Here is a 26,180-nt window from a genome sequence, read left to right as displayed (position 1 = left end):
GAGCCCGCAGCGCCGCCATTGCCCGGGTCCTATCGAACGGCGTCATCGGAATTCGCCCCTTTCGCCCTTTCTTGCCTCGTTCGGGGAAAGATGTATAAGTGGGAAGGGGTGACCGAGTCACAGCCTCAACGCCGCGCAGCCCACGTCGCGGTGGGTCGCCCCCGCCCGGATTGGAAATTCTGACCGAGGTCCACAGCCGAGTGCGTGCTGATACCGCGAGGCGCGGCGAGTAAGGAAGGGATCCACTAGATGAGCAATGGCAATGATCCTCGACACACCAAGGGTGCCGACGAGAAGCTGACCACCGCGTTCGGCGCACCGGTGCCCGACAACCAGAACGTCGCCACTGCAGGCCCGCGCGGGCCGCAGCTGCTGCAGGACGTCTGGTTCCTCGAGAAGCTCGCCCACTTCGACCGCGAGGTCATCCCGGAGCGGCGCATGCACGCCAAGGGCTCCGGCGCATACGGCACCTTCACCGTGACCAATGACATCACCAAGTACACGAGCGCGAAGATCTTCTCCGAGGTCGGCAAGAAGACGGAGCTGTTCGCTCGGTTCTCCACGGTGGCGGGCGAGCGCGGCGCGGCCGATGCCGAGCGCGACATCAGGGGATTTGCCGTCAAGTTCTACACCGAGGAGGGGAACTGGGACCTCGTCGGCAACAACACCCCGGTCTTCTTCTTCCGCGATCCGCTGAAGTTCCCGGACCTCAACCACGCGGTCAAGCGCGATCCCCGCACGAACCTGCGCAGCCCCAACAACAATTGGGACTTCTGGACGAATCTGCCGGAGTCGCTGCACCAGGTGACGATCGTGATGAGCGACCGCGGCATCCCGGCCTCGTACCGGCACATGCACGGCTTCGGCTCGCACACGTTCAGTTTCATCAACGCCGAGGGTGAGCGCTTCTGGGTGAAGTTCCACCACCGCGTCCAGCAGGGCATCAAGAACCTCACCGACGCGGAGGCCGCCGAGCTGGTGGGCAACGACCGCGAGAGCCATCAGCGCGATCTCTTCGACGCCATCGAGGCGGGCGACTTCCCCAAGTGGAAGCTGTGTGTGCAGATCATGCCGGAGGCGGACGCGGCGAAGGTGCCCTACCACCCGTTCGACCTCACCAAGGTCTGGCCGAAGGGCGACTACCCGCTGATCGAGGTCGGCGAGTGGGAGCTCAACCGCAACCCCGACAACTACTTCGCCGAGGTCGAGCAGGCCGCGTTCAACCCCGCGCACGTGGTGCCAGGGATCAGCTTCTCTCCGGACCGGATGCTGCAGGGCCGGTTGTTCTCCTACGGTGACGCGCAGCGATACCGGCTGGGAGTGAACAACTTCCAGATCCCGGTCAACGCGCCCAGGAGCCCGGTGCACAACTTCCACCGGGACGGCGCCATGCGGGTCGACGGTAACCAGGGCGGATCGCTGCACTACGAGCCCAACAGCTACGGCAAGTGGCAGGAGCAGCCGCAGTACCGGAACCCGGCGCAGGCTATCGGGGCGGTCGCGGATCACTTCGACTACCGCGAGGACGACGACAACTACTTCTCGCAGCCGCGCGTGTTGTTCAACAACATGAGCGACGAGCAGAAGCAGGTGCTGTTCGACAACACCGCGCGCGCCATCAACGGTGCCTCGGACCAGGTCGTGCAGCGGCACATCGACAACTGCACCGCCTGTGACCCGGCCTACGGCGAGGGCGTCGCGAAGGCGATCAAAGCGCTGAGCTGACACCGAGCGCGACCATCCGCCCGGACCGGGGCTCCCGGTCCGGGCGGACGCGTATCAGGGGACATACGTCGAGGTCACCGGCTCGACACCGGCCGGCACCGTCCTCCGGGAACAAACTCGGGCCGGCGCCCGTTGAACCCCTCGTCGACGTCCGGACATGCCCCGGGCCTCACCCCTTTAGTCGCCACGAGCGACCACTCGCCGAGAGGCGCCTGTGGGACGTCGACCCGAAGGGCCGCCCGATCTTCTCGGGCGGCCCTTCATCGTGTCTGCGGCGCGTGGCCGGCGTCGGCCCGAGGTCCGTCATCGCTTCTTTGATGTGGTCCAGGACCGGCGCATACTGGGGTCATGGGGCACGGAGGCGGTTACCTCGACCCCCGGGCGCAATTGCGCGCGGCGGGGCTCCGTGTGACCGCTCCACGAGTCGCTGTGTTGAATGCTGTTGCTGCGCGTCCTCATTCGGACGTCGATCGGCTCGCCACCGAGGCGCGTCGGGAGCTCGGCTCGGTGTCAACCCAGGCCGTGTACGACGTGCTGAAGGCCTGCGTGGCCGCCGGGATACTCCGCCGATTCGAACCGGCCGGTTCGCCCGCCCGGTTCGAGGTCCGAACCGGGGACAATCATCACCACCTGGTCTGCCGCGGCTGTGGCGCGGTGTTCGACTCCGACTGCGTCGTCGGCCACGCCCCCTGCCTGCAGCCCTCGGACACCCACGGATTCGTGATCGACGAGGCCGAGGTCGTGTTCTGGGGGAGCTGCCCGCGGTGTCAGGCCGCCGCTGGTGGGGAAACGGCCCAGTTCCACTAGCGCGGGGGGAGTGCCCTTCGCCACATCCGGGAACCATTGTGGTCGAGCGTCGTTGAACTGGGTGAGGGCGGATGGCGACATCGCCCTCACTACGAAACCGACCGCATACGAAACCGCAGGAGCGAATCATGACCACCAGCCCCATTGTCAGCACCCTCGACGCCGGACAGCAGCAGATCGCGGGGGAGGCCCTGCAGGGCACCGTCGTGGACCTGATCGACCTCGGTCTCATCGCCAAGCAGGCGCACTGGAACGTCATCGGTCGGAGCTTCCTGTCGGTGCACCCCTCACTGGACGAACTGGTTGCCGCCGCACGTGATTTCACCGATCAGGCCGCCGAGCGTGCGACCGCGGTCGGGGTCAGCCCCGACGGTCGCTCCGCCACGGTCGCCGCGGACGCGGGGACGAAGGGCTTCGGCGCGGGCTGGACGAAGGACACCGACGTGATCGACGCGATCGTGGCGAACCTGGCCGCGGTCATCGAGCGCCTCCGCGCCCGCATCGAGCTCACCGAGAAGGCCGACCCGGTCACCCAGGATCTGCTCATCGCCATTACCGCGCGGCTCGAGCAGCTGCACTGGATGTGGCAGGCGCAGGGAGCGTGAGCCCGTGCGCGCTTGACGAGTCCTGACCCTCGTCAAGCGCGCACAGGCGCCGCTGGCGCCTACTCCATGAACCGCGCGAGGAACTCGATCAGCAGTCGCTCCGCCACCGGTTCGGGCAGTGCCTCGATCAGCGCCAGCACTTCGGCCAGTGGGCCGTCCAGCCCGCCGCCGGGCTCCAGCCCCACGAGGGCGAGGACGGCGGCGCAATTGTCGCTGGTGAGGTCCTCGGGCCGGATCTGCCCGGCGGCCGCGACCACGTCGGCGGGTGCCTGCGCGCCCGGCACCCCGCGTACCGCATCCGCCGCCTCGGCCAGCGCGTCGCACAGCTCGATGCTGACCCGCTCGGTGACCGGTGTGAGGGTCAGGTGGGTGGTGCGCGGCAGCGTGGTGCCGTCCGACTGCGTCCGCCCCGGCTGCGGCTGCAGCGTCCAGCCCAGGGCCTTCGCGGCGTCAGCCCAGCGGTGCGGATCCACGCTGCGGTCGGCGGCGAGGTCGGGGTCGGCGGCCACTGCGAGCAGCGGGCCGATCGGGTCGCCGACGACCAGGAGCCCCTCGATGCCGTCGATCGCCTTGTGTACCTGTTCGGCCGCCCGAGCGATCTGCCCGGTCAGCTCGGCGAACCCGCTGCGCCCGAGCGTCTGCGACACCGCCCAGCCCGCGGCGATCGGCATCACCGTCCGGGAGCCGAGGATGGTGGGATTGACGACGGCGTAGCCGGGCCAGGCGCTGGTCGCGAACCACTGACGCCGGTGCCGGTCGCGGTCCCGGTAGAGCAGCACCGACACGCCCTTCGGGGCGTAGCCGTACTTGTGCAGGTCCACCGAGATGCTCGCGACGCCAGGCACCCGCAGGTCCCAGGCGGGGCGGTCCTCGGAGCCCGGCCACCACGGCAGCACCCATGCCCCGATGCAGCCGTCGACGTGCACGGCGACGCCTTGGGCCGCACAGACTTCCGCGATCTCCGCGACGGGGTCAAGGGCGCCGTGCGGATAGGACGGTGTCGACGCGACCACCAGCGCGACGGTCTCGTCCAGCGCGGCCGCCACGTCCTCGGCACGCAGCCTGCAGGTGTCGGGGTCCACCGGCAACACCCGCAACCGCAGGTCCAGGTAGTGCGCCGCCTTGATGAACGCGGCGTGCGCGGTGGATCCGATCACCAGGGTCGGCCGCGCCTCGCTGCCGGTGCTCGCGCGCCAGGTGTCGCGGGCGGACTTGACCGCGAGGATGCAGCTCTCGGTGCCGCCGCTGGTGACGCTGCCGACGACGTCGGGTACGCCCGCGGCCAGCACGTCGCGGGCCGTCGCGATGAGGTCGCGCTCGAGCGCCGCGACGGAGGGGAACGTGGTGGGGTCGAGTCCGTTGAGCGGCTGGGCCTTTCGGGCCGCTTCTGCCGCCACCTCGTGCAGTTCCGCGACCCCGGGGTCGTACACGTAGGACAGCAGGTGCCCGCCCTCGGTAGGAGCGTCCGTCTTCCTCAGCTCGTCGAGCTGGGCGAGCACCTCGGCGGTGCTGCGTTCGAAGATCACTTGCTGCTCCTGTTCAGTTCTTCGGCTGCCAGTCGGTATCCGCGCAGTGCCACCATGCTCGCGGCCACGAGCACCGCGGGTACGGCGGCGAGGGCGATCACGATGCCGGTGATCGCGCCGTCGGACTGCGCGACGGGGTGATCGGAGGTGGAGGAGACGAACCCCGTCACGGCGAGGATGGCCAGCACCACGGCGGGGCCGAGCGCCAGGCCCAGGGTCTCCGCGGCGGTCCACACCCCGCTGAAGGCGCCGGCCCGCACGGATCCGGCGGCGGTGTTCTGGTGGTCGCTGATCACGTCCGGCAACATCGACATCGGCAGCATCTGCATGCCGGCGTAACCGATCCCCGCCACCGCCACCACCGCATACACCCACGGCCCGGGGGCGGCGATCAGACCGAGCATCGCGACGGAGGCCGCCAGGAACAGGCCCGATGCCAGGAAGTACGCGCGTTGCTTGCCCCACGCCCGCACCAGCCGGATCCACATCGGCATCACCGCCAGTGCCGGTGCGACCAGGGCGGCGAACAGGATCGACACCGCACGCTCGGAGTCGAGCACGTAGGTGGCCGCGTACTGGGCGGCGCCGAGCATGCTGCCGATGGCAAGGGCCTGGAGCGCGAACGTGCCGAGCAGGAATCGGAACGGGCCGCTCGAGCGCACCGCGGCGAGGCTGTCGGCCAGCCCGTGGCCCGACGACGCCTCGACGGGTGCGTGACCGACGCCCGCGCTGCGCGGCGCGATCCGCCAGGCGGCGAGCATGCCGAGCCCGAGGGTCACCCCGGCGATCACGGCCATCAGCAGGTATCCCGTCCTGCCCCCGCCGCCGAGTTCGCGCAGTTCCGGGCCGCCCGCGCCGAACAGCAGGATCGCGACGGCGAGCACCGCGACGCGCCAGGACATCAACCGGGACCGCTCGTGATAGTCCTCGGTCAGCTCGGCGGGGAGCGCGATGTACGGGACCTGGAACAGCCCGAAGGCGATCGCGGCGAGGATGAAGGCCGTGGTCACCCAGAGGCAGCCGACGAGAGTGGAGGTGCCGGCGGGCACCGCGAAGGTGAGCGCGAAGAACACCGGCAGGGTCAGTGCGCCGAGGAACAGGAAGCGGCGGCGGGTCCCGGTGCGGGCCGCGTCGGCATCGCTGCGAGACCCGATGTACGGGTTGATCAGCACGTCGAGTGCCTTGGGTACGAACACCACCATCGAGGCCGCCGCGGCGGCGACCCCGAGCGTGTCGGTGAGGTAGTAGGCGAGTACCAGCCCGGGCAGTGTGGCGAAGCCTCCGGTGCCGACCGAGCCGAGCGAGTAGCCGGTGACGGTCGATCTGCTCAGCCGTGGGGGAGCCATGGTCATCCGGCCAACATAGGTCATTGCGCGGGCCCGCGAGAGGGTTGCGCTCAGGGAGAATTCGCCGGCCCCGGTGGCCGCCCGGCGGGACACGGTGATTCACGTGAAACCTCGACCGGACGACGAACGCCCCCACCTGGCCGGTGGGGGCGTTCGTCTTCGATGGTGTTAGGAACCGAAGATGCTGCCGAGCGAGCCGAGCGATCCGGTGCCGCCCGGGCTACCGCCGCCGGAGACCTTCACGGTCGACGCGCTGGACGTCGACTCCTTGAATCCGGTTGCGCCGCTGTAGACGGCCTTGATCTGACGGTCACCGGTCTGGGTGAACTTGTAGGACAGTGTGGCCTGTCCGTTGACCACGTCGACCGCCTCACCGATCGCGGTGTTGCCGTCCATGAACGTCACGGTGCCCGAGGTCACCGCGTCGCCGGACTCGGTCTTCACGGCCGCCGTCAGGTCCACAGGCGAGCCCTTGGTTGCGGTGCCGGGAGCGGTCAGCGTCGTCACCGTCGCGACCTCGACGGGCGCCGGGTCGGTGACCGTGACGGTCTGTGCCTGTCCGGTGGAGCCGTTGAAGTTCTCCGCGCCGCTGTAGACGGCGGAGATCGAGTGTGCTCCGGTCGTGGTGAACGTGTGGCTCAGCTTCGCGCCACCGTCGACGAGCCCGATCGGGCCGCCGATGTTGGCGGCACCGTCCTTGAACTGTACGGTGCCGCCGGCCGCGTTGTTACCCCCGTTGTCCTTCACCAGGGCCCAGAGGTCCACCGAGTCACCGGTTTTCGCCTCGCCTGGGACGTTGAGCGTGGTGACGGTGTCGACGATGACGGGGTCGGTGGAGACGTCGACGGTGGAGGCCGTGCTGGTGCTGGTGTTGAAGCCGTCGGCGCCGCTGTAGACGGCGGTCACCGGGTGCGCTCCGTCGGTGGTGAAGGTGTGGTTCAGGGTGGCGGTGGCACCGTTGAGGGTGACCGGTCCGCCGATGTTTTCGGCTCCGTCCTTGAACTGGACCGTGCCGCCGCTGGGTGCGGGGGCGACTGTGGCGGTGAGGTCGACGGCGGTGCCGGTCTTGGCGGTGCCGGGGACGTTCAGCGTGGTGGTGGTGTCGACGGCGTTGACCGAGACGTCGACGTTCGATGCCGCAGAGGTGGACGGTTTGTTGCCGGCGTCACCGCTGTAAACAGCGGTGATGGAATGGTTTCCGGTGGTGGTGAAGGTGTGGTTGAGCGTGGCGGTGCCGTTGTTCACGGGGACGGCGTTGCCGATGTTGTCGGCGCCGTCCTTGAACTGGACGGTGCCGGTGGCGCCCGCGGGGGCGACGGTGGCGGTGAGGTCGACGGCGGTGCCGGTCTTGGCGGTGCCGGGGACGTTCAGTGTGGTGGTGGTGTCGACGATGACCGGGTCGGTGCTGACGGTCACGGTCGCCGCAGCCGAGGTGGACGGCTTGTTGGCGGCATCGCCGCTGTAGACGGCGGTGATGGCGTGCGCACCGTCCGCGGCGAAGGTGTGGTTGAGCGTGGCGGTGCCGTTGTTGACCGGGACAGCGTTGCCGATGTTGTTGGCGCCGTCCTTGAACTGGACGGTGCCGGTGGCGCCTGCGGGGGCGACGGTGGCGGTGAGGTCGACGGCGGTGCCGGTCTTGGCGGTGGCCGGGACGTTCAGGGTGGTGGTGGTGTCGGCCGCGGCAGCGCCCACGTTGATCGTGGCCAGCGGCCCGGCGCCCGCGTTGAGTGCCGAACCCTGGGCGTCACGCGGGGTGCAGCGGGTGGGTGCCCACTGGTTGCCGAAGAAGCTGGCGAGAGGCAGGAAGGTGTAGTAGTTCTCGTTCGCGTTGTAGGTACCGGCGCTGCCGGCTGTGCGAACCTTCGGCGTGATGACGCCGCCGCTGCCGGCGACGACGGTCACGTCGATGGCGGGAAGCCGGAACCAGCTGTCCCCGTTGGCGTTGTTACTGCCGTCGAGATTCTTCTTGAGCTTCGGTGCGCGGATGCCGCCCTGGCTGTTGGTGCTCGACGAGGGGCTGTTTCCGATGACCTCGTTGTTACCCGAGAGCCGCAGGAGATTACCGCCGCCGTCAGGGCTGCCCGCGTCGTTGATGCGCGCCACCGACGGGGCCACGCCGTCGAGGTTCACACCGGTGCCCGCCACTACCGCGGCGCTGACAAAGGTCGTGTTCGCGGGGATCTCGTAATCGACCTTGAGCCGCGAGATGTTGGTGGTCGTGGCACCCGAGTCGCTGTTGGGGTACGAACCGCCGCCGGGCTGGATGCGGTAGGTGAACGTCTCACCCGCCGTCACGGAGGCCGGTGCGTCGACGGTCATCGACGTGTCGGCCACCTTGTGCACGGTGAGGACCGCGCTGGCCTGGCAGGCATTCTTGAACGAGGTGGTCGTGGGTGCCGCGGACGCGGGGCTGCCGATCAAGAGCAGACCCGCGGCCAACGCCACGGACGTGACCGGTACGGCGCATTGCCGCACTGTGGACTTGGACATAACACTCCTTGCGCCCGACTCGCGGGAGAGGTGTCGAGCATCGGTTGGATGAAATTGCCCACACTGTGCCACCGCAATCGGGAACTCGTTGCAGTTTTGACTACAGGCACTGCAAGTTACGGTCGGGTAACAAGTTGTGCCGGAAGCCGCGGGTAATGCCTGGAAAACTGTCTCGAACTGGTCTCTGAGGCCATCTAGCCAAGGAAATCCGGCGTTTTCGACTTGCGGCTCGGCGCCAAAAATGCAACACGTTCATCGGAGGCCGAGTGGGGACCGCTCAGGCTCGAGCGGCCGCCAGCGGCAGGTCGACGATCAGCTCCGGTTCGGTGCACGCCAGCACCTGCGCCGGCTCGACACCCGGCGCCACCTCACGCAGGACCAGGCCGGCGGTGGTGACGTCGATGACGGCCAGATCGGTGATGATGCGGTGCACCACCGCCCGACCGGTCAGCGGCAGCGAACAGCGCTCGACGATCTTCGGTGCGCCGTCCCTGGCGCAGTGCTCCATCAGCACGATCACCCGGCCGGCGCCGTGCACGAGGTCCATCGCCCCGCCGGGCCCCTTCACCATCTTTCCGGGGATCATCCAGTTCGCCAGGTCTCCGGTCGCCGAGACCTGCATGCCGCCGAGGATCGCCGCGTCGATCTTGCCGCCCCTGATCATCCCGAAGCTGAGCGCGGAGTCGAAGAACGACGCGCCCGGCAGCACCGTCACCGTCTCCTTGCCCGCGTTGATGAGATCCGGATCCATCTCGGGCTCAGTCGGATACGGGCCGACGCCGAGGATTCCGTTCTCCGACTGCAACACCACCGAGCAGTCCGGGGGCACGAAGTTCGGCACCAGTGTGGGCAGACCGATCCCCAGGTTCACGTACCAGCCGTCCCGGAGTTCCTGCGCGGCCCGCGCCGCCATCTCCTCGCGGGTGCGGGCGCCCGCCATGGTGTTGCCGCCGGCCATGCTCATCGCTCGCTCTCGGTAGTCGTTCTGACGGTGCGCTTTTCGATCCGCTTGGTGATGCCGTGGCCGACCTCGAGAACGCGGTGCACGTACACCCCGGGCAGATGCACGGCGTCGGGATCGAGTTCGCCCGGCTCCACCAGTTCCTCGACCTGGGCGACGGTGATCCGGCCTGCCATGGCCGCCAGCGGCGAGAAGTTGCGGGCCGACAGATCGAACACCAGATTGCCGTGACGGTCGCCCCGCGCGGCGTGGACGAGGGCGAAGTCGGTGCTGATCGCCTCCTCGAGCACGTAGTCGCGGCCGCCGAAGGACTGCACCGGCTTGGCGGGCGAGGCCACCGCGACGCCGCCCGCGCCGTCGTACAGTCGCGGCAGTCCGCCCTCGGCGACCTGGGTGCCGACCCCGCTCTGGGTGTAGAACGCGGCGATGCCCGAGCCGCCGGCCCGGAGCTTCTCCGCCAACGTGCCCTGCGGGGTCAGCTCCAGTTCCAGTTCGCCGGAGAGGAACTGACGCTCGAACTCCTTGTTCTCCCCGACATAGGAGGAGACCATCTTCCGGATCCGGCCCGCGCCGAGGAGCAATCCCAGACCCCAGTCGTCGACGCCACAGTTGTTGCTGACGACCTCGAGATCCGATGCGCCGCCGTCGAGTACCGCCTGGATGAGCGTCGAGGGGATGCCGCAGAGCCCGAACCCGCCCACCGCAAGGCTGGAGCCGTCGGTGATGTCCGCGACGGCCTCGGCGGCCGAGCGTACGGTCTTGTCCATCATCGCGCGCTCCACCCGCCGTCCATCGTGTACGAGGCGCCCGTCGCCATGCCGGCCTCGTCGCCCGCCAGCCACGCCACCAGCGAGGCGACCTCGGCGGGTTCGACCAGCCTCTTGATCGCGCTCTCGGTGAGCATCACCCGTGCGAGCACTTCCTCCTCCGGGATGCCGTGCACGGCGGCCTGGTCGGCGATCTGCTTCTCCACCAGGGGGGTTCGCACGTATCCCGGGTTCACGCAGTTGCTGGTCACCCCGTGTCGGCCACCCTCGAGCGCGGTCACCTTGGACAGTCCCTCGAGGCCGTGTTTCGCGGTGACATACGCGGACTTGAACTCGGAGGCGCGCAGCCCGTGCACCGAGGAGACGTTGATGATCCGACCGAATCCGTTGGCATACATGTGTGGAAGGGCCGCCCGGATCAGCAGGAACGGTGCCTCCACCATCAGCGTCAACAGCCTGCGGAATTCCGCGGGCGGGAAATCCTCGATGGGGCTGATGCTCTGCACGCCCGCGTTGTTCACCAGGATGTCCGTTTCGAGCGTGAGCCCGGCGAGCGCCTCGGTGTCGAGCAGGTCGACGGCCCAGGCCCGGCCGTCGAGTTCGTCCGCGAGCGTCTTGGCCGCGATGTCGTCGACATCGGCGATCACGACCCGGGCGCCCCTGGCCGCGAGTGCCCTGGCTGTGGCCGCGCCGATCCCGCTCGCGCCGCCGGTGATCAGGGCCGAGCGCCCGGCGAGGCTCTGCGCGGTCATCGGGCCACCGCCGCGCTCTGGCCGGCGACGAGCGGTGCGTCCGCCGCGTTCTCCTCGGCGAGGGTCCTCGCGTCCGCGGCGTCGACGGACTCGAGCGAGATGCCCTTGGTCTCACGGGCGAAGGCGACCGCGATGATGGTCACGACCGAGGCGCCGAGCAGGTAGAAGGCGATCGGCACGGACGAGTCGAAGCGGCTGAGCAGGCTGGCCGCGATGATCGGCGCAAGCGAGCCCGCCACGATGGAGGTGACCTGGTAGCCGAGCGAGACACCGGAGTAGCGCATCCGGGTGGGGAACATCTCCGCCATGATCGCCGGCTGGCCGGCATACATGAAGGCGTGGATGATCAGCCCGATCACGATGGCAGCCAAGACGACCGTGTTGTGCGCGCTGTCCATCATCGGGAAGGCGAAGAAGCCCCAGGTGCCCGCCAGGACGGCGCCGATCAGGTAGGTGGGGCGGCGGCCGAGGGTGTCGGACAGCCGGCCGCACAGCGGAACCGCGACGAAGTGCACGCCGTGCGCGATGAGCATCATCCACAGGATCTTGCTGGTGTCAGCGTGCACGACCACCTTGAGATAGGTGATCGAGAAGGTCACAACCAGGTAGTACATGATGTTCTCCGCGAACCGCAGGCCCATCGCGGTGAGCACGCCGCGCGGGTAGCGGCGCAGCACCTCGAACACGCCGTACGAGGCGGCCTTGTTCTTCTCGACCAGCTTCTGTGCCTCGAGGAAGATCGGTGCGTCGCTGACCTTGGTGCGAATGTAATAGCCCACCAACACGATCAGGGCGGACAGCCAGAACGCCACGCGCCAGCCCCAGCTGAGGAAGGCCGCGTCGGAGAGCGTGCTCGTCAGGACCAGGAGCACGATGGTGGCGAGCAGGTTGCCTGCCGGGACGCCCGCCTGCGGCCAGCTGGCCCAGAACCCGCGACTGCGGTTGGGGCTGTGCTCGGCGACGAGCAGCACCGCCCCGCCCCATTCGCCGCCGACGGCGAAGCCCTGAATGAAGCGCAGCGCCACCAGGATCGCGGGCGCCCAGTAGCCGATCTGCCCGAAGGTGGGGATGCAGCCCATGAGGAAGGTGGCCGCGCCGACGAGCAGCAGGCTGAACTGCAGCAGCTTCTTGCGTCCGAACTTGTCGCCGAAGTGTCCGAAGACGATGCCGCCGATGGGCCGGGCCGCGAAGCCGACCGCGTAGGTGACGAACGCGGCGATGATCGCGTCGAGCTCGTTACCGCCCGCGGGGAAGAAGACCTTGGAGAAGACCAACGTGGCGGCGGTGCCGTAGAGGAAGAACTCGTACCACTCCACGACGGTGCCCGCCATCGACGCACCGACGACCTTTTTCAGCCCGGACGGTGCGGTGTCCGGGGCCGGGGCCGGGTCGCCCCCGCCCGCCCGTGACAGTTGTTCGGTACTCATCGCTGACTCCTCATGTGCTCGGCCCGACAATCGATTCGCCCTGTGATGCAGTCCACATTCGGCGTCCTGCGATGAGTATTGGTGCACGCGATGCGGCCCACAATGAGGAAAATCGCACTCTGGATCTGCAAGAATGCAGATGTGGTGGATTCCGTGGAGCGGCATTCTCTGGGTCGTCCGAGCGCCGACGACCTCCTGGTGCTGCTCGCCGTCGGCCGGACCGGGCGCTTCACCTCGGCCGCAGAGGATCTCGGTGTCAACCACACGACCATCTCCCGCCGCATCGCGGCGCTGGAGAAGAGCCTGGGCGGACGGCTGCTGGTGCGGGCGGCGGGTGGCTGGGAGCTGACGGACCTCGGCAGGCAGGCGCTGGCCGCCGCGGAGAGCGTCGAGACGGTCGTCGACGCGCTCGCCTCCGATTCCTCCGGGCAGGGCAGGCTCAAAGGGGTCGTGCGGGTGTCCGCGACGGACGGGTTCAGCGCGTACATCGCCGCCCCCGCCGCCGCGCGGGTGCGCAGGCGCCACCCGGACCTCGCGGTGGAGATCGTGGCGACCACCCGCCGGGCGTCCAGGCAGCGGTCCGGCATGGACGTGGAGATCGTGGTCGGACGGCCGCAGGTGCACCGGGCCGAGGCCCTGCCGCTGGCGGACTACGTGCTGGGGCTGTACGCCTCCCGGGACTATCTGCGCGAGCGGGGCACCCCGCACGCGATCGCGGAACTGGCCGATCACTCTCTGGTGTACTTCGTCGATTCGATGCTGCAGGTGGACGACCTGGATGTCGCGCGGAGCATCGCTCCCGAGATGCGGGAGTCGGTGAGCTCCACGAACGTCTTCGTGCACGTGGAGGCAACCAGGGCCGCGGCGGGGATCGGGCTGCTGCCCTGCTTCATGGCCGACCGTCACCCGGACCTGGTGCGGCTGCTGCCGGAGTTGGTCTCGACGAAACTGACCTATTGGCTGGTGGCCCGGTCGGAGGCGCTGCGCAGGCGGGAGGTGGCGGCCGTGGTCGAGGAGATCAGGGACACCGCCGAGCGGGAGCGTGACCGGCTGCTCGGGACGTTTCGGTAGCGCCGATGAGTTTCGGTCCGTCCGGGAGTCAGAACCTATGACACCCGCGACACCGAGCACACAGGAGTACGACGATGAAACTGACTGTCACCACCTTCGTCACCCTCGACGGCGTCTATCAGGCACCGGGCGGTCCCGAGGAGGACCCCAGCGACGGGTTCGTCCACGGCGGATGGTCGGCGCCGTACGGAGACGAGGACTTCGGGGGGTTCATGATCGAGGTGTTCGACCAGGCGGACGCGTTTCTGCTCGGCAGGAAGACATACGAGATCTTCGCGTCGTACTGGCCGAACCACGACGACCCGGCCGACCCGATCGCCGGCCGGCTCAACCGGCTGCCGAAGCACGTCGCCTCGACCACCCTCGCCGCGGCCGACTGGCAGAACAGTCGCTTGATCACCGGCGACACGCGCCGGGCAGTCGCGGACCTCAAGGCGCAGGACGGGCGTGAGCTCCAGGTCCACGGCAGCGGGGCACTCGTGCAGTGGCTGCTGCGGGAGGGCCTGGTCGACACGCTGCACCTGCTGTCCTTCCCGGTCCTGCTCGGCACCGGAAAGCGGCTGTTCCCGACCGACTCGCTGCCGACCGCCTTCGCGTTGGCGCAGTCGCGGGTTACGGGTAGGGGTGTGGTCATCAGCTCCTACGAGCGTTCGGGCGAGCCCGAGTACGGCGACCTCGGCGAGGAGTAGCGGGCCTAGGCGGGGTTCCGAAGCTCCGCGAGCGCCGCGCGGTACCGGCGTTGCTTGATCGTGCCCAGGGTCTCGCCGGCCTTGGGTGCGAGGGCCCTGGCGCGGTCCATCGCGGCGGGCAGGACGGACTGCTCGTCGACCGCTTCGTCGACGATGCCCTCGGCGGTGGACTCGGCCCCGCCGTAGCGCCTGCCGGTCGTCATGGCGTCGTGCGCGGCGCGGACGGGGAGCTTGGCGGCGATCAGGTCGGACATCCCCACCGAGAAGGGGATCTGGATGTCGACCTCGGGGAAGCAGAAGAACCCGCGGTCGGCGCGCATGACCCGCTGGTCATGGGCGAGCGCCAGCATGGCGCCCGCGCCGAAGGCATGTCCCTGCAGCGCCGCGACCGTCGGTAACCCCAGGACGAGCACGCGGGCGAACAGTGCCTCGACCCGCGCGCCGAACGCCGGGATCTGGTCGGCGTTGGCCATCAGCCACGGCAGGTCGAGGCCGTTGCTCCAGATCTTGCCCGCGGCGGTGGTGACGAGGGCCCTCGGTCCCTCGGCGGCCTCGACGGTGTCGAGGTGCGCGTCGACCGCGTCGAGCCAGTCGGGGTTGAAGCGGTTCTCGCCCGAGCCCAGGTTCAGCACGAAGACGTCGCCGTCGCGGCTCAGGGTGGGCAGGTCGTCTGGGGTGTTCGAGAATGTCATTTCTAGAAACTATCTTCTAGAGCGTGTGGCTGTCCAGCCGCGGGGTTCTGCGATACTCGGCGAATGGCCCGCACCACGTTCTCCACCGACGCACTGCTCGACGCCGCGCGCGAGGTGATCCTCGAGCGCGGTCCGCGGTCCGCGACGATCGCCTTGATCGCCGCGCGGGCGGGCGCGCCGACCGGGTCGATCTATCACCGCTTCGCCTCGATCGACGAACTGCTCGCGCGGACCTGGCTGCGAGCCGTGCGACGCACCCAGCAGGTCAGGCCCGCCGGGTTCGACCCCGCCGGGGAGCCGGTCGAGGTGGTGGTGGAGCTGGCCCTCGCGCTCTACGACCACTGCGTCGCCGAGCCGGGCGACATGCTGTTGTTGGATCGGCTCCGCCGCGAGGACGTGCTGCACCTGAACCTGGGCGACGAGCTGATCGCGGAGGTCGGACGGTCCGACGAGCAGACCGGTGGCCTGATCGCGGAGCTGGCGCGCGCGGTGTTCGGGCGGGCAGGCAAGCGGGAGACGGACCTGGTGGTGCTGGCCCTGGTCGACCTGCCGTACAGCTTCGCCGGGCGCTACCTCCAGGCGGGCGCCCGGCCGCCGAAGAGTCGCCGGGATCGGCTACCCGACGCCGTGCGGGCGATCGTCGCGACCCGTCCGCACGATTAGCCCGTGGCTCACGCCGGCCTGATGTTGGCGTTGAGGTGGAAGGTGTTGCCGGGGTCGTACTGTGCCTTGACCGCGGCCAGCCGGTCGTACTTGCCGGGCCCGTATGCGGCCCGGACCCGGTCCTCGTCCGGTTCCGCGATGAAGTTGACATAGCTGCCCTGGTTCGACGAGAGGGGTCGGAGCGCCTCCCAGATCGAGCGGGTCCACGCCCGGTCCGCGGCGAATACTTCTGGGGTGTCGGACATCCCGGTGATGTTGCATACGTAGTGCGGGGTGCGGGCACCGCCGAATGCCGTGTCGTCCTCGCCGACGGCGGTGAAGGCCCCGTCCAATCGGAAGATCGGCATGAACGAGAGCGGGGAACGCTTGCGCGGCGCCTGCTCGACGATCACGGCGATCACCTCGTCCGTGAGGGCATCGAGGTCGAGCGCCTTCTCGTAGCCGAGGATGCCCCAGGGTGCAGTGCCGTCGAACATCTGCTGCAGTCCGGTGTAGGGGATCGGGGTGACGAACTCGAACAGCGGTGCCAGGGCGTCTCTGATCGGGGCAACCGTGGACGCGTGTTCCGCCGTCGACGAGTATCCGGCGATGATGAGCGCGTGGCCGGGCATGCCCCGGAACTGCTCGGGCACAAAGGGTTCCGGCGGCGCGCACATCCCGGCCGCGATCAGGCAGCCGGCCCTCGCCGGCAGGGTCGGGATGAACTCCTCGCACACGTGCAGCGCGGCGGCGCCGTCGTCGAGCGACCAGAAGAACAGTCCGAGGTTCACCTCGGGGCCGACCGGGTGGAGGCGGTACTCGAACTCGGTGACCACGCCGAAGTTCCCGCCGCCGCCCCGCAGCGCCCAGAACAGATCCGGATGCTCGTCGTCGGAGGCTCGGACGACGCTGCCGTCCGCGAGCACCACCTCGGCCGATGCCAGGTTGTCGATGGACAGCCCCGCGAGCTGGGTCAGCCAGCCCATGCCGCCGCCGAGGGTGAGTCCGCCGACCCCGGTGTGGCTGATCACCCCGCCGGTCACGGCCAGCCCGTGTGCCTGGGTCGCGGCGTCCAGATCCGCCATCGTGGCGCCGCCCCCGATCCGCGCCATCCCGGTTTCGGGTTCCACCGAGGTGCCGTTCATCGCGCTGAGGTCGATCATCAGGCCGCCCTCGCTGACGGAGGTGCCGCTGTAGGCGTGCCCGCCGCCCCGGACCGAGACCTCGAGTTCCCGATCCCGGGCGAAGCCCAGCGTGGAACCGACGTCATCGGGGGACACACATCGCGCGATGCAGAGCGGACGGCGATCGATGTCGCCGTTCCAGATCGATCTGGCCTCGTCGTATCCGGTGTCGTCGGGGCCGAACACCGGGCCGCCGATCGCCGATCGCAGCACGCCGAGGTCGTCGCTCACCTCAGTCATCACGCTCTCCGTCCGTCGGGGCCGGCTCCGCATGGCGTGCGGTCGCGCGTTGCTCCCCGCTGTCCGAGAACGCCGGACCTCGGTGCCGACCGGACCGCGACGGCGCCTCGAACAGGGCACCTGTGACGTGCGTCAATCGTATTCGGTGGCGCTTGCGGGCGGCAAGGAGTCCCGGGCCGCCTGATCCGGGCGATGTCCTGGCGCCGCTGCTGATCGCGTTCGAATCACGTTGTTGTGGACCTCGCCGGAGCGGGGCAGACTGTTTGTCGACGCTGGCCTGCCGAATCGCAGTCACCCCAGGAGGTGATCGTGGAGTTGCACATCGTGGCGGTCGACAAGCCCGACAACATGAACGTGGTCGTCGGGCAGTCCCACTTCATCAAGACCGTCGAGGACCTGCACGAGGCACTGGCTGGAGTGAGCCCCCACCTCCGGTTCGGTGTGGCGTTCTGCGAGGCCTCCGGACCTTGCCTCGTGCGCTGCTCGGGCAACGACGATCGCCTCGTCGAGCTGGCCACGCGCAACGCGATCGCGGTCGGCGCGGGCCACTCGTTCTTCGTGTTCGTGGAGGACGGATATCCGGTGAACATCCTCAACGCGCTGAAACAGGTACCGGAGGTATGCGGCATCTTCTGCGCCACAGCGAACCCCGTCGAGATCATCGTGGCCGAGACGGAGCTCGGCCGGGGCATCGCTGGCGTGATCGACGGACGCCCACCGGTCGGGGTGGAGACGAGTGCCGACGTCGCCGACCGCCGGGCATTGCTCCGCACGATCGGCTACAAGCTCTGAGCGCCTTGCGATGACTGGGTGTGTGCCGGGAGGGTGGGCGGCCGCGAGGTGACCAATGGCCCTGGCGGCGGCGACCGACGGTGATGACACTGAGGGCAGATCGGGACTCGTCGACGGGGAGGCATCATCATGAGCGACAGTAAAACCGGCGCCGCCGGGGGTGGCGCGATCTACGCCCTGGGTATCTTCGGAGCCCTGGTGTGGTTCTGGCAGCAGGCGGACACGTTCGGGGAGTATGTCCTCGCGATCGTTCAGGGGCTGTTCTGGCCGGCCTGGATGGTCTACGAGGTCTTCGAGGCGCTGGTCCGCTGAGAGCAGATGAACCGGCTGACGAAAGGGGCTCCCCAACGCCTGCGGCCCCGGCCGGAGCGTGGACCGGAGTTCGGTCCAGGTGTCCAGGGCTACTTTCTGTTTGGCGAGCACTGGGCGACTCGGGTTCCGCTCAGTTGGCGCCGAGCCTGCACCGCTTCTTCTGAAATGCCTGGGTGACCGCGAAGAAGAGGCGACCACTCGTGCTGGACAGGCTCAGCCATTCGCCCCGAAAGTCGCGGGCGGACTCGTTCTGGTCGGTGAGATCATTCACCGTCGATGGAAACGCATCGAGATCGGCAGGGTCAACCTGCAATGGATCGGACATAATTCCCCCTCCGGAATCCCCCAAACCTCGCTATTACAGCACATCGCGTTAGGGCAGGCGCGGCGATTACTGCGGGACTCCGCGTGGACGCGCGCACCGCAACGGTGCCGCAAGGCAGCGGTGCGGAATCGGCCTGGACCACGGGGAAGACGAGCGAACAGGCGATGGTCCTCGAGCCCTCCGGCGCGCCCCGACGTCGGGGCGTACCGGATGGGCCTCAGGCGAGCGCCGAGGCGTCCTCGGGCGCGTCCTGGTCGGCCCATTCGACGAACTGGACGACGATGCCGTTGGGGTCGGTCACCTGGAACAACTTCTCGCCCCAGGGCTCTTCCCGCAGCTCCATCGTGATCTCGACGCCCTCCGACTTGATCCGTGCCTCTTGTGTGGCGAGATCGTCGACGGTGAACGCGAGGATGAGGCCGTCCGCGTGACGGTCGCGGAACCCCTCGGGCAGCACCTCGATCCCACGCTGGAGCAGGACGATGTCGACCGCCGCGTCGGGCCGGTTCAGCGAGGCGAAACCGTCCGTCGCGGCCTGCTCGCGGTATCCGAGGTGGGTGACGAAGAACGCGCTCGACGCGGCGACGTCGTCGACGGTGAGCGAAATGGTGGAAGCGGTGACCTGCATGGGTGTCTCCTTCGAGCGGGATGGGCGGGGTTGTGGCGCGGCGAGAAACTTATGACGGACGTAATTATACATTCGACGCACCTAGGGTCAAGGAATTCTTACGTCGGATGTAAAAAGACGTCGAACCTATGGGAGGCTGCACTCATGGCAGATGGCATGGGGTTGCGCGAACTGAAGAAGCAGGAGACCCGGCAGGAGATCTCGGACCGGGCGACCGAGTTGTTCCTCGAGCGGGGATTCGAGGAGACGACCATCGCGGACATCGCGTCCGCGGCGCGGGTGGCCAAGAAGACCGTCACCAACTACTTCCCACGCAAGGAGGATCTGGCCCTCGATCATCACGAGGCGTTCACGTCCGGGCTCGCGAGGACGGTGGCTGAGCGGGAGCCGGGGGAGTGCGCGCTGGCGGCGTTGCGCCGGGCCTTCGCGGCCGACGTGCAGCGCCAGGATCCCGTCATCGGCTTCTCGGGGATGCCCTTCGCCCGGATGATCGCCGACAGCCCCACCCTGACCTCGCGGCTGCGTGAGTTGAACGAGCAGCGCGAGGAATCGCTCGCCGCGGTCCTGGCGATCGAGACCGGCGCGGAGCCGGGTGACATCACCGCACGCGCGGCCGCAGCCGTGCTCGGCGGCGTCCACCGGGTGCTCTTCGGGGACGTCGTACGGTTCACGCTCGACGGTCTCGGCAATGACGAGATCGCCGAGCGTGTCGGTGAATCGGGGCGGCGGGCCTTCGACCTCGTCGAGCCGGCGCTGGCGGATTACGCGGTGCGCGCGGGCGAGTGACCGGGGCTGCGGGGCCGAGGCCGTCCGGCCGCCGAAGGTGCTCGCGGGCGAGACGATCGGACATATTTCTGAGCAATATAGATATTCTCCGGCTCGTTGAATCTCCCTAATGTCGACGGCAACAACGAAAACGACAAAGGAGAGTTCGCATGTTTGCTGTCATCCAGAAGTCCTTCGGTGGTCCCGAGGTGCTCGAGATCGCCGAGACCGAACGACCCACGCCGCTCGGTGGCGAGGTGCTCATCCGGGTCCACGCGAGCGCGGTGAACCCGGTGGACGTGGCCGTCCGATCGGGCGCCCTCAAACTGCTGGGGGAGCCGAGTTTCGGCGTCGGCTGGGACATCTCCGGGGTGGTCGAGGAGGCAGGGCCGGGGGCCCGGTTCGCGGTCGGAGACGAGGTCTTCGGGATGCCGTTCTTCCCGCGCGCCGCGACCGGCTATGCGGAGTACGTCGCCGCGCCGTCCCGACAGGTGGCCCGCAAGCCGGCCTCGCTCGATCACGTGCAGGCGGCCGCCCTCCCGCTCGCCGCGCTCACCGCGTGGCAGGGGTTGGTCGACGCGGCGCGGGTGGATGCCGGTGACCGCGTGCTCATCCACCGGGCCGCGGGCGGTGTCGGCCACCTGGCCGTGCAGATCGCGAAATCCCGCGGGGCGCATGTGATCGCGTTGGCCAGTGCCGCCAAGCACGACTTCGTCCGCGGGCTCGGCGCCGACGAGGTGATCGACTACCACGCCACCGACTTCACCGAGGTGCTCCGCGACATCGACGTCGTGTTCGACTCCACTGCCCAGGGTGCTCGTTCGCTGAGCGTGCTGCGCCCGGGAGGCACCCTCGTCAGCATCCTCGAGCACGGGAACCGGGAACTCGCCGCGGAGGTCGAGGTGGCGGGACGGCGCTTCGCCGGGGTGTCGGTCGAACCGGATTACGCCGCACTCGAGGCGATCGCCGAGCTCGTCGACGCCGGGCGGATCCGCCCGCACATCGAGGAGACGTTCCCGCTCGCGGAGGTGGGCAAGGCGCACGAGCTGCTCGAGTCGGGGCAGGTGCGGGGCAAGATCGTGCTGAGGGTGGTCTGACCCGGGCGGCCGTATCGTTGCGGCTGGGGTAACCGAAGGAGGCGCAGGGCGTTGGACATCCTGACCGAGGCGCTGGCGTCGATGCGGACCGGACATCCGTCCTCCGTCCGCACCAACGGGCGCGCGCCGTGGGGGCTGCGGTTGCCGCCGGTCGCGGGGGCGGGCTTCCACGTGGTGCTGCACGGCACCTGCTGGCTCGTCCCGCTCGAGGACGCGCCGCACCTGGAGCCGGTCGCGCTGAGCCCCGGTGACGTGATCTTCCTGCGGGACGGCCGCGGCCACATTCTCGCCGACCACCCGTCCACCCCGGCCGCGGTGGAGACGGCCGAGCAGTTTCAACCGGGGTCGCCGATCGGCACCGTGTCGGTCGGCGGCGACGGCCCCCGAACCAGCCTGCTGTGCGGGAATTACCACCTCGACCAACGGCGGCCGCACCCACTGGTCCGGCAGCTGCCCGAGGTGGTGCACCTGCCGAGCGGACACGGCCGTCACCCCGAGCTCAGCGCGGCGGTCCAGCTCCTCGGCGCCGAGCTGGATAACCCGCGCGTCGGGTCCGACGGGATCGTGCCCGCGTTGATCGACTCGCTGCTGCTGTACATCCTGCGGGCCTGGCTCGAGGCCCAGCCAGGCGCGGACGCGGAGGGTTGGGCCGCCGCGCTCGCCGACAGGGCGGTCGCGCCCGCGCTGGCGGCGATCCACGACGATCCCGCGGCCGCGTGGTCGGTAGAGTCGCTGGCCGACCGAGCCGGACTGTCCCGCGCGGCCTTCGCCCGGCGGTTCACCGCCCTGGTGGGGGAACCGCCGATGGCGTACCTGACCAGGTGGCGCATGACGACCGCCGCCAGGGTGTTGCGCGAATCCGACGCACCGCTCAGCGCTGTGGCCGCCCGGGCAGGCTACGGCTCGGAGTTCGCCTTCGCAAAGGCCTTCAAGCGCGCGTACGGGCTGGCGCCGGGGAGCTATCGGCGTCAGGTGCGGGTGGCCTGATGTCCACCGCAGGCGTCGGCACCGCGGGACGATCCGGCGGAGCCCTCCCGTAACGAAGAAGGACCCGATCCGCGTCGCGGATCGGGTCCTTCTGGCACTGTCGGGGTGGCGGGATTTGAACCCACGACCTCTTCGTCCCGAACGAAGCGCGCTACCAAGCTGCGCCACACCCCGTGCCCTGCATCTGCCCTCATCGGGCAGCGAGCGAAAGTCTAGCGCACGACTGCCGCGGAAGACGAAACGCCTGGTCGCACGCCCTTACTTGGGCCCTTGTTCGGCGCCGCGACCAGGGTCAGCAGGGTCGCCTCCGGGCGGCAGCAGAAACGGGCAGGCGCGTACGGGGAGGTGCCGATGCCCGCGGACACGTGCAGCTGGGTGTGGGCTCCCCACTTCGACGGGCCCTTGACCCGCGAGCGGTCGATCTGGCAGTTGGTGACCAGCGCACCGTAGAACGGCAGGCACAACTGGCCGCCGTGGGTGTGCCCGGCGAGCACCAGGTCGTAACCGTCCTCCGCGAACCGGTCCAGCACGCGGGGCTCCGGCGAGTGGGTGATGCCGAGCTTGAGGTTGGCCATCGGGTTCGGCGGCCCGGCGATGGTGTCGTAGCGATCCCGCTTGAGGTGCGGATCGTCGACGCCCGCGGTGGCGATCCGGATGCCGGCGACCTCCAGCTCGCGCCGGGTGTGCGTGACGTCCAGCCAGCCGCGCTCGGTGAAGGCCGCGCGCAGGTCCTGCCACGGCAACGGCTCGCCGTGGGTGCGCTTGTGTTCCTTCTTGAAGTACTTGAACGGGTTCTTCGGCTTCGGGGCGAAGTAGTCGTTGCTGCCGAAGACGAACAACCCCGGGCGGCCGAGCAGGTTGCTCAGCGACTGCACCACCGCGGGCACCGCACGCTGGTGCGAGAGGTTGTCGCCGGTGTTCACCACCAGGTCGGGGTCGAGCCGGTCGAGCTCGCGCAGCCAGTTCTGTTTGAGCTTCTGATTCGGCATCATGTGGAGGTCGCTGATGTGCAGCACCCGCAGCGACGAAGACCCCGGTTCGAGGACCGGCATGGTGACCTCACGCAGGGTGAATGCGTTCCGCTCGATCAGCGAGGCATACCCGATTCCGAGCGCCGCGGCGCCCGCCAGTCCGGCCGCTGTTCCCCGGAGCACGTTGCGTGAGTCGTCTAACACCATTTCAGGATACGCAGCGCGCGCAATCGACATGCGCGTCAGTGCGCGGAGCGCGTAGCGTTCGGCACCATGTCCGATTCGACTTCCTCCCTCAAATCCACGCTCCGGGCCGACATGACGGCCGCCATGAAGGCCAAGGACGCCCTCCGCCTGCAGACCCTGCGGATGCTGCTCGCCGCTGTGCAGACCGAGGAGGTCTCCGGCAAGGAGGCCCGCGAGCTCACCGACGACGAGGTCCTCAAGGTCCTGGCGAAGGAGTCCAAGAAGCGCGGCGAGTCCGCGGAGATCTACACCGAGGCGGGGCGCGGCGAGCTGGCCGCGACCGAGCGTGCCGAGGCGCAGATCATCGACGAGTACCTCCCGACCCCGCTCACCGACGCAGAGCTGGCCGACGTCGCGGACACCGCGATCGCGCAGGTCGCGGAGGAGATCGGTGAGCGGCCAGGGATGCGGCAGATGGGTCAGGTCATGAAGGCCGCCACCGCGCTCGCGGCGGGCAAGGCCGACGGCACTCGCGTCTCGAAGGCGGTCAAGGACCGGCTCTAGGCGCTGCGCGCTCGTGAGTGCTTCCGGCCCCTATGGGGTCCACAAGCACTCACGGGCGGCGCGGCCGCCTCAGCGCGGCAGCGGGGGGAGCTGGATCGGCGGCAGGCCGGGGATCTGGATCGGCGGCGGTACCGCCGCCGCGGGTCCTGGCGCCGGTGCGGGCGGAGCGGCGGCCTTCGCCGAGCCGTCACTGACGTAGATGGTGATCGCCGAACCGGGCACCGCCGAGCCGGCGGGCGAGGTGCTCAGCACGTCGCCGCGCGGCGGCGGTCCGGACGTGGTGACGGCGTTGACGGTGAACCCGGCCGCCTGCAACGCCCCAGTCGCCTGCGACTGGGTCATCCCGGTCACCTCCGGCACCTGACCGTTCTTCGATCCCTTCTGGTACTTCGGGTCGATCGGCGGCAGCGAGATCGGACCGTACTTGTCGACCACCGGCTTCATCGCGAGATACCAGGCCCTGGCGGGTTCGTTGCCGCCGAACACGTTGCCGTCGCCGCACTGTCGCAGCGGCGAGGTGCAGATCTCGCGGGGGGTCGGCGAATCCGCGTACACATAGACGCTGGCCGCCAGGTTGTTCGTGAAGCCGAGGAACGCCGAGGACATGTGCGACTCGGTGGTGCCGGTCTTGCCTGCCATCGGCAGCGTCCAGCCGACGGATCCTGCCGCGCCGGCCGAGGTGCCACCGGGCTTGTCGTCCTTGCTCATCGCGTTGGCGAGGGTATCGGCAAGACCGGGCTCGACGACCTGCTCACAGGCCTCCTGGGTGATGGACACCGGCTTGCCGTTGCGGTCGTAGATCGAGTCGATCGGCGTTGGCGGGCACCATTTTCCGTGCGAGGCGAGGGTCGCGGCGACATTCGAGAGCTCGAGCGGGTTGATCCAGGTGGGGCCGAGGGTGAACGACCCGAGGTTCTGCTCCTTCTGGAAGTCCGCCATCGACTGGTTGTCGTGCCCGGAGGTGCCCGGCTGCGCGTAGGAGCGCATGCCGAGGCGCACCGCCATGTCGACGGTCGGGGCGACGCCCACCTGCTCGATCAGCTTGACGAACGCGGTGTTCGGGGACTGGGCGAGGGCGTCGGTGACGGACATCGAGGCCGGGTACTTGCCGGCATTCTCGACGCAGTACATGTTGGCCGGGCAGCCCTTCGCGCCGCCGTAGCCCATGCCCTTGACCTCCGCGCGCCCGGGGACCTGGAGGGTTGCGTTGGTGCCGAGGCCCTTCTCCATCGCCGCGGCGGTGGTGAAGATCTTGAACACCGAACCCGCGCCGCTGCCGACAAGTGAGTACGGCTGCGGCTGCACGGTCTCGTTGATCTCACCGTTCAGGCCGTAGGTCCGGCTGCTGCTCATCGCCAGCACCCGGTGCTGATCCTGCCCCGGCTGCACGACGTTCATCACCTGGGCCACGCCGTCGACCGTGGGGTTGGCGGTGGCGGTCAATGCGCTGTGCGTCGAGTTCTGCAGGACCGGGTCGAGGGTGGTCTTGATCAGGTAGCCGCCCTTGTTGACCTGTTCGCGACTGATCCCGGAGTTGGCCAGGTACTGCAGCGCGTAGTCGCAGAAGAAGCCTCGGTCGCCCGCGGCGATGCAGCCGCGGGGCAGGGTGTTCGGTTCGGGCAGGACGCCGAGCGGCTCCTCCTTGGCCGCCCGGATCTCGTCGGCGCGGTCGGGGATGTTCGCGATCATGGTGTCGAGCACGATGTTTCGGCGCTCGAGCACGCCCTCGGGGTTGGTGTACGGGTTCAGTGCGGAGCTGGACTGCACCATGCCCGCGAGCATTGCGGACTGGGTGAGCCCGAGATCCTTCGCGTCGATCCCGAAGTAGGTGCGGGCCGCGTCCTGGATGCCGAACGAGGCGTTGCCGAACGGAACCAGGTTCAGGTACCGGGTGAGGATCTCGTCTTTCGTCAGCTTCTTGTCCAGGGTCAACGCCATCCGGATCTCGCGCACCTTGCGGGCCGGGGTGGTCTCGATGGCGGCCCGGCGCTCCGCGTCGGTCTTGGCGACGACCAGCAGCTGGTAGTTCTTCACATACTGCTGGTCGATCGTGGAGGCGCCCTGCTGGACCTGACCGCTGGTGGTGTTCGTCAGGAAGGCGCGCAGCGTGCCCTGCCAGTCCACGCCCTGGTGATCGGCGAACCGCTTGTCCTCGACGGAGACGATCGCCAGCTTCATGTTGTTGGAGATCTTGTCGCTTGGCACCTCGAATCGGCGCTGCTCATAGAGCCAGGCGATGGGGTTGCCCGCGGCGTCGACCATGGTCGAGACGGTGGGGGCATCGCCCTGCACCAGCTCGGCCGAGACGTTGTCGACGGTATCGGCGGCCCGGTTCGAGAGGATTCCGAACCCGCCGGCCAGGGGAAACATGACGCCCGCGAGCAGAGCCCCGGCAAGAGCGGAGCATCCGGCGAGCTTCGCGACAGTTTTTGCGATCGGCACGGGGGACAGCCTACGTGGACGAGCGTCCGCGACCTGCAGATGTGGGCCGCATGCAGCACTTGATGGACGTCCGTACCAAAAAAATGCCTCAGCACCTTGCGCTAGACGATCTTCAATGCCTAAGTTGTCTTCTGAGTGTGATAGAGATAACACTCGTTGAGGAATGTGGTGTGACTCGCTGTGATAC

Annotated in this window: 25 protein-coding genes and 1 tRNA gene; 12 read left to right on the top strand and 14 right to left on the bottom strand. The window is 68.8% G+C overall.

The window, feature by feature from the left end; all coding sequences use genetic code 11:
* Nucleotides 1-249: 249 nt before the first annotated feature.
* From JOE46_RS15880 to JOE46_RS15870, 3 genes are all read left to right on the top strand, one after another.
* A complete protein-coding gene (locus tag JOE46_RS15880; RefSeq protein ID WP_097213017.1) occupies nt 250-1,725 on the top strand; it encodes a catalase in 1,476 nt (491 codons plus the stop codon).
* A 348-nt stretch (nt 1,726-2,073) separates the two neighbouring features.
* Nucleotides 2,074-2,532 (top strand): Fur family transcriptional regulator, encoded by a 459-nt coding sequence (locus JOE46_RS15875; protein WP_097213015.1) that lies wholly within the window; start codon nt 2,074-2,076, stop codon nt 2,530-2,532.
* 128 nt (nt 2,533-2,660) lie between these two features.
* Nucleotides 2,661-3,137, top strand: a complete 477-nt coding sequence (locus JOE46_RS15870) for a Dps family protein (protein WP_097213014.1) — start codon at nt 2,661-2,663, stop codon at nt 3,135-3,137.
* Between the two features lie 59 nt (nt 3,138-3,196).
* Here JOE46_RS15870 and JOE46_RS15865 read toward each other — a convergent pair whose 3' ends face one another.
* From JOE46_RS15865 to JOE46_RS15835, 7 genes are all read right to left on the bottom strand, one after another.
* The gene (locus JOE46_RS15865) at nt 3,197-4,663 is read right to left on the bottom strand and encodes an aspartate aminotransferase family protein (protein WP_209927829.1); all 1,467 of its coding nucleotides are present in this window, start codon (nt 4,661-4,663) and stop codon (nt 3,197-3,199) included.
* A complete protein-coding gene (locus tag JOE46_RS15860; protein WP_097213011.1) occupies nt 4,660-6,015 on the bottom strand; it encodes an MFS transporter in 1,356 nt (451 codons plus the stop codon). Before JOE46_RS15860 ends, JOE46_RS15865 begins: the two co-directional genes overlap by 4 nt.
* Nucleotides 6,016-6,177: 162 nt before the next feature.
* Entirely contained in the window at nt 6,178-8,499 is a 2,322-nt protein-coding gene (locus JOE46_RS26790; RefSeq protein ID WP_209927827.1) for an Ig-like domain-containing protein, read from the bottom strand.
* 277 nt (nt 8,500-8,776) lie between these two features.
* Nucleotides 8,777-9,457 (bottom strand): CoA transferase subunit B, encoded by a 681-nt coding sequence (locus JOE46_RS15850; RefSeq protein ID WP_245221879.1) that lies wholly within the window; start codon nt 9,455-9,457, stop codon nt 8,777-8,779.
* Between the two features lie 2 nt (nt 9,458-9,459).
* Nucleotides 9,460-10,227 (bottom strand): CoA transferase subunit A, encoded by a 768-nt coding sequence (locus tag JOE46_RS15845; protein ID WP_209927825.1) that lies wholly within the window; start codon nt 10,225-10,227, stop codon nt 9,460-9,462.
* Nucleotides 10,227-10,979, bottom strand: a complete 753-nt coding sequence (locus tag JOE46_RS15840) for a 3-hydroxybutyrate dehydrogenase (protein ID WP_097213009.1) — start codon at nt 10,977-10,979, stop codon at nt 10,227-10,229. The genes JOE46_RS15845 and JOE46_RS15840 overlap by 1 nt, the downstream gene beginning before the upstream one ends.
* Nucleotides 10,976-12,406 (bottom strand): MFS transporter, encoded by a 1,431-nt coding sequence (locus tag JOE46_RS15835; RefSeq protein ID WP_097213008.1) that lies wholly within the window; start codon nt 12,404-12,406, stop codon nt 10,976-10,978. Before JOE46_RS15835 ends, JOE46_RS15840 begins: the two co-directional genes overlap by 4 nt.
* Nucleotides 12,407-12,574: 168 nt before the next feature.
* Here JOE46_RS15835 and JOE46_RS15830 point away from each other — a divergent pair, with 168 nt between their 5' ends.
* Nucleotides 12,575-13,477 (top strand): LysR family transcriptional regulator, encoded by a 903-nt coding sequence (locus JOE46_RS15830; RefSeq protein ID WP_245221877.1) that lies wholly within the window; start codon nt 12,575-12,577, stop codon nt 13,475-13,477.
* 74 nt (nt 13,478-13,551) lie between these two features.
* Nucleotides 13,552-14,166 (top strand): dihydrofolate reductase family protein, encoded by a 615-nt coding sequence (locus tag JOE46_RS15825; RefSeq protein ID WP_097213006.1) that lies wholly within the window; start codon nt 13,552-13,554, stop codon nt 14,164-14,166.
* A 5-nt stretch (nt 14,167-14,171) separates the two neighbouring features.
* Here the strand turns inward: JOE46_RS15825 and JOE46_RS15820 are convergent, their stop codons facing one another.
* Complete coding sequence (locus JOE46_RS15820; protein ID WP_097213131.1) at nt 14,172-14,831, bottom strand: enoyl-CoA hydratase-related protein; 660 nt, start codon at nt 14,829-14,831, stop codon at nt 14,172-14,174.
* 90 nt (nt 14,832-14,921) lie between these two features.
* Between JOE46_RS15820 and JOE46_RS15815 the strand changes: the two genes are divergently transcribed.
* Nucleotides 14,922-15,521: a TetR/AcrR family transcriptional regulator gene (locus JOE46_RS15815; protein ID WP_097213004.1), complete on the top strand. Its 600-nt coding sequence runs from the start codon at nt 14,922-14,924 to the stop codon at nt 15,519-15,521.
* 8 nt (nt 15,522-15,529) lie between these two features.
* Here the strand turns inward: JOE46_RS15815 and JOE46_RS15810 are convergent, their stop codons facing one another.
* Complete coding sequence (locus JOE46_RS15810; protein WP_097213003.1) at nt 15,530-16,924, bottom strand: FAD-binding oxidoreductase; 1,395 nt, start codon at nt 16,922-16,924, stop codon at nt 15,530-15,532.
* A gap of 309 nt (nt 16,925-17,233) precedes the next feature.
* Here JOE46_RS15810 and JOE46_RS15805 point away from each other — a divergent pair, with 309 nt between their 5' ends.
* Nucleotides 17,234-17,716: an adenosine-specific kinase gene (locus JOE46_RS15805; RefSeq protein ID WP_209927823.1), complete on the top strand. Its 483-nt coding sequence runs from the start codon at nt 17,234-17,236 to the stop codon at nt 17,714-17,716.
* Between the two features lie 129 nt (nt 17,717-17,845).
* Nucleotides 17,846-18,028: a hypothetical protein gene (locus JOE46_RS15800; protein ID WP_209927820.1), complete on the top strand. Its 183-nt coding sequence runs from the start codon at nt 17,846-17,848 to the stop codon at nt 18,026-18,028.
* 130 nt (nt 18,029-18,158) lie between these two features.
* On the opposite strand, the gene JOE46_RS15795 is transcribed toward JOE46_RS15800, so the two are convergent.
* Both JOE46_RS15795 and JOE46_RS15790 read right to left on the bottom strand, forming a co-directional pair.
* A complete protein-coding gene (locus tag JOE46_RS15795) occupies nt 18,159-18,353 on the bottom strand; it encodes a hypothetical protein (RefSeq protein ID WP_143548491.1) in 195 nt (64 codons plus the stop codon).
* Nucleotides 18,354-18,570: 217 nt separating this feature from the next.
* Complete coding sequence (locus JOE46_RS15790) at nt 18,571-18,981, bottom strand: VOC family protein (protein WP_097213000.1); 411 nt, start codon at nt 18,979-18,981, stop codon at nt 18,571-18,573.
* 144 nt (nt 18,982-19,125) lie between these two features.
* Between JOE46_RS15790 and JOE46_RS15785 the strand changes: the two genes are divergently transcribed.
* The 3 genes from JOE46_RS15785 (at nt 19,126) to JOE46_RS15775 (ending at nt 21,830) form a co-directional block, all read left to right on the top strand.
* Nucleotides 19,126-19,767 (top strand): TetR/AcrR family transcriptional regulator, encoded by a 642-nt coding sequence (locus JOE46_RS15785; protein ID WP_209927819.1) that lies wholly within the window; start codon nt 19,126-19,128, stop codon nt 19,765-19,767.
* 149 nt (nt 19,768-19,916) lie between these two features.
* Nucleotides 19,917-20,843 (top strand): NADP-dependent oxidoreductase, encoded by a 927-nt coding sequence (locus JOE46_RS15780; protein WP_097212997.1) that lies wholly within the window; start codon nt 19,917-19,919, stop codon nt 20,841-20,843.
* 51 nt (nt 20,844-20,894) lie between these two features.
* The gene (locus JOE46_RS15775) at nt 20,895-21,830 is read left to right on the top strand and encodes an AraC family transcriptional regulator (RefSeq protein ID WP_209927818.1); all 936 of its coding nucleotides are present in this window, start codon (nt 20,895-20,897) and stop codon (nt 21,828-21,830) included.
* Nucleotides 21,831-21,930: 100 nt separating this feature from the next.
* On the opposite strand, the gene JOE46_RS15770 is transcribed toward JOE46_RS15775, so the two are convergent.
* Together JOE46_RS15770 and JOE46_RS15765 are read right to left on the bottom strand one after the other, a co-directional pair.
* Nucleotides 21,931-22,004: transfer RNA gene (locus tag JOE46_RS15770), tRNA-Pro, on the bottom strand.
* Between the two features lie 38 nt (nt 22,005-22,042).
* On the bottom strand, nt 22,043-23,005 hold the full coding sequence (locus JOE46_RS15765) for a metallophosphoesterase (RefSeq protein ID WP_354578616.1): 963 nt from the start codon (nt 23,003-23,005) through the stop codon (nt 22,043-22,045).
* Between the two features lie 69 nt (nt 23,006-23,074).
* Between JOE46_RS15765 and JOE46_RS15760 the strand changes: the two genes are divergently transcribed.
* Nucleotides 23,075-23,551 (top strand): GatB/YqeY domain-containing protein, encoded by a 477-nt coding sequence (locus JOE46_RS15760; protein WP_097212994.1) that lies wholly within the window; start codon nt 23,075-23,077, stop codon nt 23,549-23,551.
* A 69-nt stretch (nt 23,552-23,620) separates the two neighbouring features.
* Here JOE46_RS15760 and JOE46_RS15755 read toward each other — a convergent pair whose 3' ends face one another.
* Entirely contained in the window at nt 23,621-25,993 is a 2,373-nt protein-coding gene (locus JOE46_RS15755; RefSeq protein WP_269589529.1) for a transglycosylase domain-containing protein, read from the bottom strand.
* Nucleotides 25,994-26,180 lie beyond the last annotated feature (187 nt).

It is taken from the genome of Rhodococcus sp. PvR099, from assembly GCF_017833315.1.
GTDB lineage: Bacteria > Actinomycetota > Actinomycetes > Mycobacteriales > Mycobacteriaceae > Rhodococcus_G > Rhodococcus_G oryzae.
The sequence above is the reverse complement of the archived record's forward strand: the minus strand, read 5'-3'. Positions and strand labels throughout refer to the sequence as shown.